Below are 12,998 nucleotides of genomic sequence, written 5' to 3' on the forward strand. Positions count from 1 at the left end.
AAACATTATTTACAAAAGGCCTCAGGTATTCATCTGAGGCTTTTTTTGTGTAAAATTGACAGTTCTACAAAATGGTATTTTTTTTGATAAATGTTTATTGAAACTAAACTATAAATATCATGAAAAAGTTAGCTTTAATTACATTGAGTTTAAGCTTTTTCTGGTCTTGTTCTTCACAAACAGAAAAGGCTACATCTTCTAAAAATTATGAAGATATTACAGGTAAAAGTCCGCAAGGCAATTGGGAAGTTCATAAAGAATTTGATGAACAAGGAAATCTAATAAGAGAAGACTCCACTTACTCCTATTCTTGGTCGTCGGTAAATGGTCAGCAAGTGAATCCGCAAGAAATGGATAGCCTAATGGGAAATGCCAGAAAGATGATGCAAGCGCATATGAATAGTTTTAATAGTTCTGGATTTGAAAATTCTTTTGATGATGATTTTTTCGGTGAATCAATGATGAATATGAATCCTGAAGAAATAAGAAATCAAATGATGAAACGTATGGAACAGATGCGATCTCAATTTTTTGATCATCAGAATTTTTCAAAAGAAGACGAAGAGTCTAAAAATATCAAAGAAAAATCTAATCAACAATCATCAGAAAATTCTGCTTATACTACCTCGACACAACAGATATAATCTTCTGTTAGGGATAGTAGTGAAAAGCGCGTAAAGTAAAAATTAGTTAAAAAATACTCCCTTTGGAAAGCGACGAAAGAAGCCTTCTAAAGGGTTTATTTTTATAATTTTTACTGCGTACTTGTAACGGAAAGCCCGTCTTGAACAGCATTATTATTCGCTGATTTTTACGCAGAAAAACTCATTTTTTTACTTCATTATATAATTCAAATGCTAATAAAAAATCCCTTCCGGCGAACCGAAAGGGATTTTCTGTATTGAAAAGATATTAGGAATATTATTTTCCTTCCATCTTATCTTTTAATGCTTGAAGATCTGCGTTAGCATCACCTAATGTAGGCTTGTTGTCTTCTTGCGATTTTTTAGCAGCTTGCTTAACAATTTTTGCCTCTTCTTCTTTGTGAATAGACATATGTGAAGCTACAACTCTTTTGAATTCTTTATTGAATTCAATAATTAAGAATTCTGCTGAATCACCTTTTCCTAGTTTAGATCCGTCTTCTTTTTCTAAGTGACGAGTCGGAACGAATGCAGTGATATCTTCGTTAAATTCGATCGTTGCACCTTTGTCTACCATCTCATCGATAGTTGCAGTGTGCTTCGTACCTACAGCAAATTCAGTTTCGTATTTATCCCAAGGGTTACTTTCTGTTTGCTTGTGACCTAAGCTTAGTTTACGTCCTTCAACATCAAGTTCTAGAACTACAACTTCTAACTTATCTCCTACGTTACAAAATTCTGATGGGTGCTTAATTTTCTTAGTCCAAGAAAGGTCTGAGATATAAATTAAACCATCGATACCTTCTTCTAATTCTACGAATACACCAAAGTTAGTAAAGTTTCTTACTACACCTGAGTGACGAGAACCTACTGGGTATTTAGAAGTAATATCTGTCCATGGGTCTGGTGTTAATTGCTTAATACCAAGAGACATTTTACGCTCTTCTCTATCTAAAGTTAAGATTTGCGCTTCAACCTCATCACCAACTTTTACGAAATCTTGAGCTGAACGTAAGTGTGTGCTCCAAGACATTTCAGAAACGTGAATTAATCCTTCTACACCTTCAGCAACTTCGATAAATGCACCGTAATCTGCAATTACAACTACTTTACCTTTTACTTTATCACCTACTTTTAATTCTTCGTCAAGAGCTTCCCAAGGATGTTTATTCAATTGCTTAAGACCTAATTGAATTCTTGTCTTAGCCTCATCAAAGTCTAAGATTACAACATTCAATTTCTGATCTAGCTCAACAATCTCGTTTGGATGGTTAATTCTAGACCAAGAAAGATCTGTAATGTGAACTAATCCGTCAACTCCACCAAGATCAACAAACACACCGTAAGAAGTAATATTCTTCACCGTACCTTCTAATACTTGACCTTTTTCTAATTGACCGATAATTTCTTTCTTCTGCTCTTCGATATCTGCTTCGATAAGCGCTTTGTGAGAAACTACTACGTTCTTAAATTCGTGGTTGATTTTCACCACTTTAAATTCCATAGTTTTACCTACGTAAGCATCGTAATCTCTAATTGGCTTCACATCTATTTGCGAACCTGGTAAGAAAGCTTCGATACCAAAAACGTCTACAATCATACCACCTTTAGTACGACATTTAACGAATCCGTTAACGATAGTTGCTTCTTCATGCGCAGCATTCACACGATCCCAAGCCTTAATTACACGAGCTTTACGGTGAGAAAGAATTAACTGTCCAGTTGCATCTTCACGCACATCGATAAGTACTTCTACTTTGTCTCCTTCTTTTAAATCTGGGTTGTAACGAAATTCGTTAAGAGAAATAACTCCTTCACTTTTCGCATTGATATCGATAATAGCATCACGATCTGTAATGTTAATTACCGTACCTTCTACTACTTCATCATCTAAAGTGTCTACGAAATTTTCTGCTACTAATTTTTCAAATTCTTCTAGCTTTTCATCGTCGATAGGATCAATTCCTTCTTCGTAGTTATGCCAGTTAAAATCTGCTAAAAACTTTTCAGGATTTTCTTGTTGTTTCTCAACATTAGGTTGAGATGCAGTAGCCATACCAGCTACATCCTGAACTTCTTGATTTTTTGTTTCTTCAGCCATTGAAGATAATTAATTTGTATTCTATTGTTCTTCGGAAGATTTATTCAGCTAAAACATAGAAGTTTTAATAAATAATTTTTATATTTCCTTTTCTCTTTCCGATAAAGCTGCTAAAAAGGGTTGCAAAAGTACAATTTATTTTTTGATATTCAAACAATTAAAGTTTTATAAATTAAGTTTTTAAAGTTTAGCTTTATCCATTAATTCTGTTAGTTATTGTTTTGAATATAAAGTCATTCAGAAATTGATTTGAAATGAAAAGAATTCTTCTATTCCTATTATTTATTTGTTTTTCTACCCTTGCACAAACTGAAAAATTAAAAGGTGATATTATTACTTTCGATTTAATTTCTCCTTACTATTTTCATTATTATGGTTTTGATCATTCAACCCCTCGTTGGCGTTTAGGCTATATTAAAGAGCTTAATGAACAAAGAAAATTAGGGGTAGAATTTGGTTTTGGTCATTCTACAATTTCTTTATTGAATACTGGAGAGCGTTATGCTTTAGTTGAAATTAGACCTCAATATTACTTTATTTTAAATTCTAAAAAGAAAGCAAACTTTTACACCTCGATCGAAGCATTTTACATTTATCACTTTGAAGAATTTGATCGAGAAAACTTTTTTAATAAAGAAAGGATATACTTATCTTTTGAACAAGCTAATTATCACCGGCAAAAATTTGGTGTAGTTGGTAATCTTGGTTGGTTTTGGACTACAGGTACACATTTAGGACTCAATTTTTATACTGGGGTTGGCATAAAATTTAGACATAATGACTATACTAACTTTAAAGATTTGGCATTCAAAAGTTTTGACGAGGAGCATTTCCCTCCTTATTATCGAGATGAAGGTTTAAAATTTAATGCTGAATTTAGCTTAGGTCTAAAATTATATTATAACCACAAGAAAAACAACTAATTACTAACCTCTACAGGTTTCTTCCAGACTAAATGAACCACCAATATTAAAGCTGAATAAATTAAACCTAAACTCGCTACTCCAGTCCATTGGTACCATTGCCACGCATAAGCTCCTGTGGTTGTACCCAACGCTCCACCTATAAAGTAACCGACCATATAAATGGTATTAATTCTATTTCGGGCGTCTGGGTTTTTAGAAAAAATAATGTTTTGATTGGTAATATGCAGCGATTGCAACCCCATATCTATAAAAACAACCCCTATTACTAAGCCAAGTATCGATTCTCCTGAAAACTCAAAAACTCCCCACGAAATAATCATCACTAAAGTGGCAATGGTGATTAATCGGTTTTTATTCATTTTATCACTTAACTTTCCAGCCCAAGTCGCTGCTAAAGCTCCACCAATTCCTAAAATACCAAATAGACCTGTAACTCCACTTCCGTAGTTAAAATTATCTTCCATTAAAAAAACTAGCGTAGTCCAAAATGAGCTAAATCCAGCAAAACCTAAACCACCACGCAAAGCGGCAAGACGAACAGAGCTTTCCGTCTTAAAATAAGTCCAAATAGATTGCATTAATGCAGTATAACTTCCTTTAAAGTCAGAATTTATTGACGGTAGTTTGAACACTAAGAAGAGGGCATACAAAAGCATCATTCCGCTGGCGATAAAAAACATAGTTCGCCAACCAAAATATTCGCCTACATAACCACTCACAGATCTGCTTCCTAGAATCCCTATTAACAATCCACTCATTACAATACCAATGGCTCTACCCTTTTCTTTTGGATTTGCTAATTGTGCTGCCATCGGCACAAATAATTGTGGCACTACCGAAGAAAACCCAATACAGAAACTAGCCACAGTCAATATTAATAATGAAGGAGCTAAAGCAGCAACTACTAGCGAAACGATAATGGCGATAAAATCGATTAGAATAAGTTTTTTTTTGTTGAATTTATCACCTAGCGGAATAATAAAAAGCAATCCAAACGCATAACCGAGCTGAGTAAACAAAGGAATATTACTTACTTCGGATTCAGAAACATTAAAGGTTTTTGCTATTAAATTTAATAATGGCTGGTTATAATAATTATTAGCCACTACTAAACCTGCGCCAACAGCCATTAAATACAATAAAGAATTAGAGAGTTGTTGCTTTGGCATGCTAAGCTTTTTCGATAGCGGTTTTTGCTAAAGAAAGTATTTTTTCAAATTGTTCTTCTTTACTCATATTAGAGTTATCGATTACTACAGCGTCTGTTGCCTGAACTAGTGGAGAATCTTTTCTAGTAGAATCTATATGATCTCTAGATTTTACATTTTCTAATACTTCTTCAAAAGAGACATTCTCTCCTTTTTGTTGAAGCTCATCAAACCGGCGTTGCGCACGAGTTTGTGCTGATGCAGTCATAAATAATTTTAGTTCGGCTTGAGGAAAAACTACCGTTCCTATATCGCGACCATCCATGACGATGCCTTTTTCATCACCTAATTTATGTTGCTGTTCTACTTGTTTTTTTCTTACTTCGGGTACAGCTGCCACTTGGCTCACATAATTAGAAACTTCTAAAGTTCTTATTTTATCTTCTACATTTTCACCATTTAAATACATTTCAGCAAAACCTCTTTCTGCATTAAACTGAAATTGAAGTTGAATAGCTGATAAATTTTCTATTAGTTTTTCTTTATCAAATTCATCTTTAGAAATTAAATCATGTTGCATCGCAAACAATGTCACCGCTCGGTACATTGCCCCAGTATCTACGTAAACGTAACCTAAAACCTTTGCAAGTTGCTTGGCTACAGTACTTTTTCCTGTAGAAGAATATCCGTCGACAGCAATGATGATTTTTTTCATTTTAATTATTTTGGATGAATTTTTAAACTATACTTTATTAAGTATAAGGTATGCGAAAATAGAAAAAATTGCTTCAACTAAATTAATTGAGATCTAGATTTAAGCCGAAAAAACTGGTGCTTGAAGCTGCGTGGTAACGAGCGTAAGTATAACTTAATCTAAGTTTATTAAATTTTATTGCAAACCCGCCACTAAGACCTGCAAATGAACGCTGATCTAAAATTCGAAGTTCTTCACTTCTTCTAAAGTTAAAACCAAGACGAAGATTAAACCCACCTTCAGGAAAAATTTCGGCTCCTAAAACCGTATGTCGAAGTAAATTATTAAAAAAACCAGGATCATCTTCAATTACATTTCCAGAGAGATCTGTTTCATCACGAGCAGTATTTCTAAATGCTAATTTCCATTGCTGCATATTTTCTAAGGTAATGTGCCAACGAATAGGCACACCATCTGCTAATTGAGAAACTCCAAAATCTACTTCTAAAGGTAAATCTTCATAAATTTCATGATAAGGAGTAAATTGAGTACCCATATTTCTAACCACACCAGCAATGACCAAATCCCAATCTTCGTATAAATATGTAACTCCAATATCTAAAGCTCCTCCAAGAGAATTATATTGTTCTAACTTAGAAGAAATTAATTTTAGGTTAGCACCTACATGAAAGTTGGTCCATGGGATACTGTAAGCATATCCTAAAGAAAGTGCTACTTCTCCTCCACTAAAATTGCCAGTAGACTCTCCAAATTCATTATAACCATCAAAATTTCCGTAATTCACATAAGTTACTCCTGCGTGAAGCACCTGTGTTCTTCTATCTAATAAATAAGCATAAGAAGCGGTTCCATAATTCACATCGCCTAGGTAACTCACATAATTTACCGATAGATTATTATCCATTTTATAATTAATGGTCGAAGGATTGTAAATAGCCGAAGTTGGATCGTAATCGTATATAGTGATATTTTTCCCACCTAAAGCCGCTTGGCGAGGACTTGCCACTAGGTTTAAAAACTGGTAAGTGCTTCTTCCCCCAACTTGTGAAAAAGATTTTAGGGTTACAAATAGCATTAATAAGCAAGTCCAAATTTTTGGCATAGCCGCAAAAGTAATTATTTACCCTACTTAAACGGAAATCTTTAAGATTTATTTTTAAAGTTAAATGTGATTGAACTCAGCCATAATTTAAATTCTTTTTAAAAAAATAATCTAATTTGATTTTAAAAAATATGGAATTATTATTTTCTGAATTATAAGCTGAATTATATTAAATATAAACAGCTATAATTTAGAATTTATAAATCGCAAATTTATCCTGAATAACTACATTTCAAATACTTATAATTAATTATTATATTGCTTTCTTCACTTTTTTAACGCTTAATAAATTTAAAACTTAGCTCATGAAAAAAAAGATTTACTTTATTGTTCTTACAATTTTAGTGTTTATCAATTTATTTAATATCCCCAGTTCTGTAGAAGAAGCCACAACTATTGATACTGGAGACACCGCTTGGATGCTAGTTTCTGCAGCATTAGTATTATTGATGACACCCGGCTTAGCCTTTTTTTATGGCGGAATGGTTAGCAAAAAAAATATTATTTCTACGATGCTACAAAGTTTTGTGGCTCTAGGAGTTGTAAGTATTCTTTGGGTAACAGTAGGTTTTAGTCTTGCATTTGGAGACAGTATTGGAGGAGTAATTGGAAACCCTTTAACCTATTTTAATTTTAATGGAGTTTCTCTAGCTCCTAATCCTGATTTTTCTGAAACCATTCCATTTTTACTATTCGCTTTATTTCAATTAAAATTTGCCATTATTACTCCAGCATTAATCACAGGAAGTTTTGCAGAACGCGTTCGCTTTAGAAGTTATATTCTATTTATGGTGATTTTCGTTTTATTTATCTATACACCTTTAGCTCATATGACTTGGCACCCAGATGGATTATTAAGAAATTGGGATGTATTAGATTTTGCAGGAGGAACCGTTGTACATATGTCGGCTGGTTTTGCTGCCTTAGCTGGCGCGGTGTATTTAGGAAAAAGAAAGAAAAATGTGCACAACCCTTCTCAAGTTCCTTATATTATTTTAGGTACAGCACTTTTATGGTTTGGCTGGTTTGGTTTTAATGCGGGTTCTGCTTTAGGAGCAAATCTTGATGCCGTGAGTGCATTTGCAAATACCAATTTTGCATCTGCGGCTGCCATGATTTCTTGGATCTTTTTTGATATGTTCAATAAGAAAAAAATGTCGGCTACTGGGGCGTGTATAGGTGCTGTAGTAGGTTTAGTTGCCATTACCCCTGCTGCAGGTTTTGTAACTATAGGGCAAAGTATTTTTATAGGATTTATTTCAGCTATAATTAGCTGGTTTGCGGTACAAATTAAAAATAAATCTAGTTTAGATGATACCTTAGATGTTTTTCCATGTCATGGAATTGGAGGTGTCTCGGGTATGATCTTAACAGCAGTTTTCGCCAAAGATGTGGGATTAGTTTATGGAGAAACTACTACATTTTTACATCATATAATAGCATTAATAGGAGTTGGTATTTTCACCTTTTTTGGTAGCCTTTTGTTATATAAAATAACAGATTTAATTACCCCTATACGTGTTCTTGAAGAAAAAGAAGTAGAAGGTTTAGATCTTTCTCAACACGGAGAAAGTGTAGAATAACTTTTATTTTGTTTCATAAAAAAAGGGCTTGTTAAAAATCAATAAGCCCTTTTTTATATATTAAAAATTTTTATTGTGCGTTAGGAATATTTGGGTCTAAATAATCTGGAGTACCATCATTATCTGTATCGATAAAATTAATTTCATCCTCAGTAATTACACCATCTTCATTTGCATCGTTAACTTCAATCTCATCAGCCGTAGGGACGCCGTCACCATCATCATCAGGATCTAAATAATTTGGTACTCCATCACCATCTAAATCTTCAGCTTGTTCAAAGAGTATTTCATTACCAGAAGTATCTTCTAAGTAAGAAGGAATTCCATCTCCATCATGATCCATTTGAATAGCTTTATACATTTGAAATGTAAAAATTAATGGCGCATAAGATTTAATACCTGATCCTGAAGGTACCTCATAAAAATACCCTAAACCTGAAGGTATAAATACCGCTCCATAACCATAATCATCAGAAATATTATAGGTGCCATTTTGATCATCTCCTTCAAAAATACTTGCTCCTCTAAACTCTGATAAGGCTTTATGAAAGCCCTTGATTACACCATTACCATCAGCTCCTGGAAAATCAAAACTTACTGGTACATTACTTTCGTCAAATGGCCTTACGGTTAAACTATCAATATAAGTTCCTTTATAAGTTACAATAGCTTTGTCTGCAAAGGTTGGTTTATATTCACCTTCAAAACCTTCTCGAAGTTTTAAATAATATAGTGTATAGCTTACTTCTCCATTTTCTACCGTTTTCTGTTCTAAAAAATCAGACTCTAAAATTGGTGTTTCATTCGCGTTATCACCGGAAATGGTATCAAAGATTATTTGTTTAAAAACAGGTGTTGTCGTAGTTTCTTCAACTTTATAAAAGTGAGTAGACAGATAAGTTTCTATCGCATCCATATTTTCTAAATATACTTCTTGCTCATCTCTTAATTCTACAGTTACAGGACCATTACCCCCATCATCATCTGATTTACAACCACCCATTATTATTAATGTAGTAATTGCTAAAATTTTCCAGTATTTCATCATTGCTTCAAATTTAGCCCGCAAGATACAATTTTCTTATATTTTTGTATAACGAATAAAAAGTGTTTTCTATGCGAGTTGATAAATATTTATGGTGTGTACGTTATTTTAAAACTAGAAGTATTGCTACAAATGCTTGCAAAAAAGGTCACGTAAGAGTGAATGGAGCTATTGTAAAACCTTCTAGGGAAGTTTACCCTACAGACAAAATTGAAGTAAGAAAGAACCAAATTAACTATATTATACAGGTTTTAGATTTACCACCTTCTAGAGTTGGAGCTAAATTGGTAAGTATTTATTTAACAGATATTACGCCAAAAGAGAACATAGAAAAACTAGATTTACTCAAATATTCGCAAGATTATTATAGAAAAAAGGGAACGGGTAGACCTACCAAAAAAGACCGAAGAGAAATTGATGACTGGTTTGATATAGACAATGAACCGGAAACTAACAATGAAATTAAAAAAAATGACGAAAGCTAAACCTACTTTAATTTTAAATCACCAAGAGATAGAGCACAAAATAAAACGCATGGCTTTTCAAATCTATGAAAGCAATGTAAACGAAACAGAGATTATTTTAGCTGGTATTGCTGAAAATGGTTATACTTTAGCCAAAAAACTTCACCAACAATTAACAAGCATCTCTGATTTAGAAATTAAGCTTTGTGAAGTGAAGTTAGATAAAAAAAATCCATTAAACGGAGTAAGCACCTCTTTACAAGTAACCGAGTACGAAAACAAGTCTATCATTTTAGTAGATGATGTATTAAACTCTGGTTCTACTTTAATTTATGGCGTAAGACATTTTTTAGAAGTTACGCTAAAGAAATTTCAAACAGCAGTACTGGTAGATAGAAGTCACAAAAAGTTTCCTGTTAAAGCAGATGTAAAAGGTATATCCTTATCTACCTCATTAAATGAAACAATTAAAGTGAGTTTTGGTCAAAACAGCAAAGCAACATTATTTGAATAAATAAATAATTTCATCACTTAATTGTTCTACAGATTTAAAGTTAGCATCTATTTTAAAGTCACTTTGCAAATAATAAAATTGTCTTTCAAATAGATGCTTTCTTATGTATTCTTCTAATTTCTCTTCACTTAGATGAGAGAGTAAAGGTCTTTTGTTTTTCTCTTCTAACCATAGTCTATTTTTAATATTTTCTGCTGTTAATTTAAGATAAACTAAATCTAGATCTTGATCTGCTTTTAAGAGTTCAATATTATTCGCATAACAAGGAGTCCCTCCACCAAGAGAAATTACCGCATTTTTAGAATTTTTTAAAATTCTTTTTAATGCTAAATTTTCTTGTTTTCTAAAATAGATTTCTCCTTTTTGAGAAAAAATCTCAGCAATAGACAAATTTTCTTTTTTTTGAATTTCAAGGTCAATTTCGATAAATTCAAGATTTAATTTTTCCGCTACTAACTGACCTACAGTACTTTTTCCGCTAGCCATATATCCACACAATGCTATTTTCATTATTCTAATTTTATTCAAATATGAGATTTTTTAAAAAAAATACAAATTTATCTTCTTTTTAGTTTGCTATATTGATAAAACCCTCTATATTTGCACCCGCATTCGAAAAAAGAATGTAACTAAGATCTGGTAGCTCAGTTGGTAGAGCATCTCCCTTTTAAGGAGAGGGTCCTGGGTTCGAGCCCCAGCCAGATCACTTATTTTTAATAATTTTGGTTTAAAATTATAGTTCTTTATTTAATGATCTGGTAGCTCAGTTGGTAGAGCATCTCCCTTTTAAGGAGAGGGTCCTGGGTTCGAGCCCCAGCCAGATCACTTCTTATATCTTTATAAGATATCCTATTTATTGAGCCCAGGTGCTGGAATTGGTAGACAGGCATGGTTGAGGGCCATGTGTCCATTAGGGCGTGTGGGTTCGACTCCCATTCTGGGCACATTTATAACCTCTCACCCCTCATAAACACTACAGTATTAAATTTTCAGGGAAAGATTAGGGGAAAGTAAAGCAATTTAAACCTCATCGCTGGTGTTGATATATTCTCTAAAATCACGATTTAATTCATAGGTTAAAAAATAAAAATAAAAAGCTGCTTTTTGACTTTTATCCATTTTACGCTTACCTGATAGATATAAACTTAATGAAGATTTGTCAAGTGCTAGTTGCTTAATTAAATCATTTCTTTTTATACCGAACTCCTCCATTCGTGAATTAATCCAATCGATTGATATATCGTCAACATTCAAGGAATAAACGACAGGAAGAATTTTCTCATTAGGAAATATTTCTTTAGCTCTATTATAGAGTTGTTTTTGATTGAGAATATAACCATTAAAAAGATTTTTCTGAGTAATTTTGATACCTCTCATTTGTTCTAAGCCTTCAAAAACTGGCTCTATATATATACCAGCTCTTTTATATTGATCAATACTATTTTTTTGATCAGTACTAATATTTAAAGTTTTCATTTCTTCTGTGAATTTTCAAATTAAAAAGCAAGGGCGGGGAGATTATCTCCCCTATCTAATTTTTATTTCTTTTAAATTAGTTAAGTCAAAAATTGCTAACTGTTTGTTTTGCTTCGCAAATTCAATTGCTTTCTTTAACTCTGAATTTTTAAAGACATTTACACTATCAAAATAATAAAAGTCATTTTCATTATTTAACCACCCTCCTATCATTTTGTTATGTTTCATTGCGTGGTTAATTACATTCTCTAGGGCTTCTTTGCCGAAGCTGTCTTGAGTTTCATAGTATGCTACTATAATTCCAAATTTAACAGCTCTCATTGTCTCAAGGTTTAAAGTAAAACCTTCAGGATTGTTTAGTGAGTATTCCCAAACTCTATCAATTAATTTTTCCATTTTTGTATCTTGTTTTGATTTTCGTTATGTCAAAGAACCCTTGCTTATTTGTTCTATACAAATATACATTAAAGTTTGCTATTAGCAAACAAATAATAAAATTATTTTAGATTATTTTTGAAAAATGAAAAAACCCACCTTCGTAAATACTAATGAGAAAGCTATAGAGCAATGCCTTATTAAAATAGGAAAAGGCAGACTTGAAGCTGCTTGTAAATTGATGGAGGTTGATTTTCCTAAACGCTTAGCTAATTTTAAAATTGAGTGGAAAATTAGTCGCGGCTTTTTATCGTATTCTTACAGCGAACATTACGGTAAAAAAGATTATACTCAATTACTGGTTTTACATCACGAAGAATTACCAACGTTCGGTTGGAGTATTGAAATCCTGAGTTTTTAGATACTTTTTAATAGAGGTTTTTTTAAATTTTTGATTTTCAAATTCTAACTTTAGATAATTGTTCTCAAAACCAAAATTCATATATTCTTTCACGTTTACTTTTACCTTGACTCTTATTACAGATAAAGGCTCTAAAATTATACTTTCAACCCTATTTTCATCGATATAACATCCCGAAAATTCACCTTGAAAATTATTTATTACATTAAAATTTCTTATTAGTTTTTTTTCAAACTGTGAATCATTTAAAAATTCAATAAAAAAGAAACAATAAGCAGAAACTATTTTACCAACATCTCCTTCCTCTATATTTGGAGATCTAAATCCACCAGAACCATTACTAACTAAAGTTTTTATCTTAACGTCTTCAGTTTTAAAATTTAATTTTCCTTTTTTTAAAAGCTCATCTAACTTATTTAAAAAAAAACCTAAAAAAGTTCCTATTAAAGCACCAATTAAACCAATCCAAGAATCTGACATAAAT

Annotated in this window: 15 protein-coding genes and 3 tRNA genes; 9 read left to right on the forward strand and 9 right to left on the reverse strand. The window is 32.4% G+C overall.

Annotated elements, in window-relative coordinates; genetic code table 11:
• Positions 1 to 119 precede the first annotated feature (119 nt).
• Complete coding sequence (locus KW502_RS05465; RefSeq protein ID WP_219039524.1) at positions 120 to 644, forward strand: hypothetical protein; 525 nt, start codon at positions 120 to 122, stop codon at positions 642 to 644.
• Between the two features lie 277 nt (positions 645 to 921).
• Here the strand turns inward: KW502_RS05465 and rpsA are convergent, their stop codons facing one another.
• Positions 922 to 2,745, reverse strand: a complete 1,824-nt coding sequence (rpsA, locus tag KW502_RS05470) for a 30S ribosomal protein S1 (protein WP_219039525.1) — start codon at positions 2,743 to 2,745, stop codon at positions 922 to 924.
• A gap of 254 nt (positions 2,746 to 2,999) precedes the next feature.
• Between rpsA and KW502_RS05475 the strand changes: the two genes are divergently transcribed.
• Positions 3,000 to 3,668, forward strand: coding sequence for a hypothetical protein (locus KW502_RS05475; protein WP_219039526.1), 669 nt, complete (start codon positions 3,000 to 3,002; stop codon positions 3,666 to 3,668).
• Here the strand turns inward: KW502_RS05475 and KW502_RS05480 are convergent.
• The 3 genes from KW502_RS05480 to porQ all read right to left on the reverse strand — a co-directional run bounded on the left by KW502_RS05480 (position 3,665) and on the right by porQ (position 6,636).
• Positions 3,665 to 4,840: an MFS transporter gene (locus KW502_RS05480; protein ID WP_219039527.1), complete on the reverse strand. Its 1,176-nt coding sequence runs from the start codon at positions 4,838 to 4,840 to the stop codon at positions 3,665 to 3,667. The two genes, KW502_RS05475 and KW502_RS05480, sit on opposite strands and share 4 nt — an antisense overlap.
• A gap of 1 nt (position 4,841) precedes the next feature.
• Complete coding sequence (cmk, locus tag KW502_RS05485; RefSeq protein WP_219039528.1) at positions 4,842 to 5,534, reverse strand: (d)CMP kinase; 693 nt, start codon at positions 5,532 to 5,534, stop codon at positions 4,842 to 4,844.
• An 82-nt stretch (positions 5,535 to 5,616) separates the two neighbouring features.
• Positions 5,617 to 6,636, reverse strand: a complete 1,020-nt coding sequence (gene porQ / locus KW502_RS05490) for a type IX secretion system protein PorQ (protein ID WP_219039529.1) — start codon at positions 6,634 to 6,636, stop codon at positions 5,617 to 5,619.
• A 305-nt stretch (positions 6,637 to 6,941) separates the two neighbouring features.
• Here porQ and KW502_RS05495 point away from each other — a divergent pair, with 305 nt between their 5' ends.
• The gene (locus KW502_RS05495; RefSeq protein ID WP_219039530.1) at positions 6,942 to 8,219 is read left to right on the forward strand and encodes an ammonium transporter; all 1,278 of its coding nucleotides are present in this window, start codon (positions 6,942 to 6,944) and stop codon (positions 8,217 to 8,219) included.
• A 70-nt stretch (positions 8,220 to 8,289) separates the two neighbouring features.
• Here KW502_RS05495 and KW502_RS05500 read toward each other — a convergent pair whose 3' ends face one another.
• The gene (locus KW502_RS05500) at positions 8,290 to 9,264 is read right to left on the reverse strand and encodes an FKBP-type peptidyl-prolyl cis-trans isomerase (protein WP_219039531.1); all 975 of its coding nucleotides are present in this window, start codon (positions 9,262 to 9,264) and stop codon (positions 8,290 to 8,292) included.
• 71 nt (positions 9,265 to 9,335) lie between these two features.
• On the opposite strand from KW502_RS05500, the gene KW502_RS05505 reads away from it, so the two are divergent.
• Positions 9,336 to 9,749 carry an RNA-binding S4 domain-containing protein gene (locus KW502_RS05505; protein ID WP_219039532.1) on the forward strand — a complete coding sequence of 138 codons (414 nt, stop codon included), beginning with the start codon at positions 9,336 to 9,338 and terminating at the stop codon, positions 9,747 to 9,749.
• Positions 9,736 to 10,242 (forward strand): phosphoribosyltransferase family protein, encoded by a 507-nt coding sequence (locus KW502_RS05510; RefSeq protein ID WP_219039533.1) that lies wholly within the window; start codon positions 9,736 to 9,738, stop codon positions 10,240 to 10,242. The genes KW502_RS05505 and KW502_RS05510 overlap by 14 nt, the downstream gene beginning before the upstream one ends.
• Here the strand turns inward: KW502_RS05510 and KW502_RS05515 are convergent.
• On the reverse strand, positions 10,231 to 10,752 hold the full coding sequence (locus KW502_RS05515; protein WP_219039534.1) for a shikimate kinase: 522 nt from the start codon (positions 10,750 to 10,752) through the stop codon (positions 10,231 to 10,233). The two genes, KW502_RS05510 and KW502_RS05515, sit on opposite strands and share 12 nt — an antisense overlap.
• A gap of 123 nt (positions 10,753 to 10,875) precedes the next feature.
• Here KW502_RS05515 and KW502_RS05520 point away from each other — a divergent pair.
• From KW502_RS05520 to KW502_RS05530, 3 genes are all read left to right on the forward strand, one after another.
• Positions 10,876 to 10,948 (forward strand) — tRNA-Lys (locus KW502_RS05520).
• A 46-nt stretch (positions 10,949 to 10,994) separates the two neighbouring features.
• Positions 10,995 to 11,067 (forward strand) — tRNA-Lys (locus tag KW502_RS05525).
• Positions 11,068 to 11,102: 35 nt separating this feature from the next.
• Positions 11,103 to 11,186, forward strand: a tRNA-Leu gene (locus tag KW502_RS05530).
• A gap of 76 nt (positions 11,187 to 11,262) precedes the next feature.
• Here KW502_RS05530 and KW502_RS05535 read toward each other — a convergent pair.
• Positions 11,263 to 11,718, reverse strand: a complete 456-nt coding sequence (locus KW502_RS05535) for a hypothetical protein (RefSeq protein WP_219039535.1) — start codon at positions 11,716 to 11,718, stop codon at positions 11,263 to 11,265.
• Between the two features lie 51 nt (positions 11,719 to 11,769).
• On the reverse strand, positions 11,770 to 12,114 hold the full coding sequence (locus KW502_RS05540) for a hypothetical protein (protein ID WP_219039536.1): 345 nt from the start codon (positions 12,112 to 12,114) through the stop codon (positions 11,770 to 11,772).
• Positions 12,115 to 12,238: 124 nt separating this feature from the next.
• Here KW502_RS05540 and KW502_RS05545 point away from each other — a divergent pair, with 124 nt between their 5' ends.
• Complete coding sequence (locus KW502_RS05545) at positions 12,239 to 12,514, forward strand: hypothetical protein (RefSeq protein WP_219039537.1); 276 nt, start codon at positions 12,239 to 12,241, stop codon at positions 12,512 to 12,514.
• Here the strand turns inward: KW502_RS05545 and KW502_RS05550 are convergent.
• Positions 12,473 to 12,994 carry a hypothetical protein gene (locus KW502_RS05550; RefSeq protein WP_219039538.1) on the reverse strand — a complete coding sequence of 174 codons (522 nt, stop codon included), beginning with the start codon at positions 12,992 to 12,994 and terminating at the stop codon, positions 12,473 to 12,475. The genes KW502_RS05545 and KW502_RS05550 overlap by 42 nt on opposite strands.
• Positions 12,995 to 12,998 lie beyond the last annotated feature (4 nt).

It is taken from the genome of Mesonia aestuariivivens (assembly GCF_019311235.1).
In the GTDB taxonomy this organism is placed as follows: Bacteria; Bacteroidota; Bacteroidia; order Flavobacteriales; family Flavobacteriaceae; genus Mesonia; species Mesonia aestuariivivens.

Coding starts and splice junctions, on each gene's coding strand:
- KW502_RS05500 (WP_219039531.1), bottom strand. CDS start 9,264: ATGAAATACTGGAAAATTTTAGCAATTACTACATTAATAATAATGGGT.
- KW502_RS05535 (WP_219039535.1), bottom strand. CDS start 11,718: ATGAAAACTTTAAATATTAGTACTGATCAAAAAAATAGTATTGATCAA.
- KW502_RS05510 (WP_219039533.1), top strand. CDS start 9,736: ATGACGAAAGCTAAACCTACTTTAATTTTAAATCACCAAGAGATAGAG.
- porQ (WP_219039529.1), bottom strand. CDS start 6,636: ATGCCAAAAATTTGGACTTGCTTATTAATGCTATTTGTAACCCTAAAA.
- KW502_RS05550 (WP_219039538.1), bottom strand. CDS start 12,994: ATGTCAGATTCTTGGATTGGTTTAATTGGTGCTTTAATAGGAACTTTT.
- KW502_RS05475 (WP_219039526.1), top strand. CDS start 3,000: ATGAAAAGAATTCTTCTATTCCTATTATTTATTTGTTTTTCTACCCTT.
- KW502_RS05540 (WP_219039536.1), bottom strand. CDS start 12,114: ATGGAAAAATTAATTGATAGAGTTTGGGAATACTCACTAAACAATCCT.
- KW502_RS05480 (WP_219039527.1), bottom strand. CDS start 4,840: ATGCCAAAGCAACAACTCTCTAATTCTTTATTGTATTTAATGGCTGTT.
- KW502_RS05505 (WP_219039532.1), top strand. CDS start 9,336: ATGCGAGTTGATAAATATTTATGGTGTGTACGTTATTTTAAAACTAGA.
- cmk (WP_219039528.1), bottom strand. CDS start 5,534: ATGAAAAAAATCATCATTGCTGTCGACGGATATTCTTCTACAGGAAAA.
- KW502_RS05495 (WP_219039530.1), top strand. CDS start 6,942: ATGAAAAAAAAGATTTACTTTATTGTTCTTACAATTTTAGTGTTTATC.
- rpsA (WP_219039525.1), bottom strand. CDS start 2,745: ATGGCTGAAGAAACAAAAAATCAAGAAGTTCAGGATGTAGCTGGTATG.
- KW502_RS05515 (WP_219039534.1), bottom strand. CDS start 10,752: ATGAAAATAGCATTGTGTGGATATATGGCTAGCGGAAAAAGTACTGTA.
- KW502_RS05465 (WP_219039524.1), top strand. CDS start 120: ATGAAAAAGTTAGCTTTAATTACATTGAGTTTAAGCTTTTTCTGGTCT.
- KW502_RS05545 (WP_219039537.1), top strand. CDS start 12,239: ATGAAAAAACCCACCTTCGTAAATACTAATGAGAAAGCTATAGAGCAA.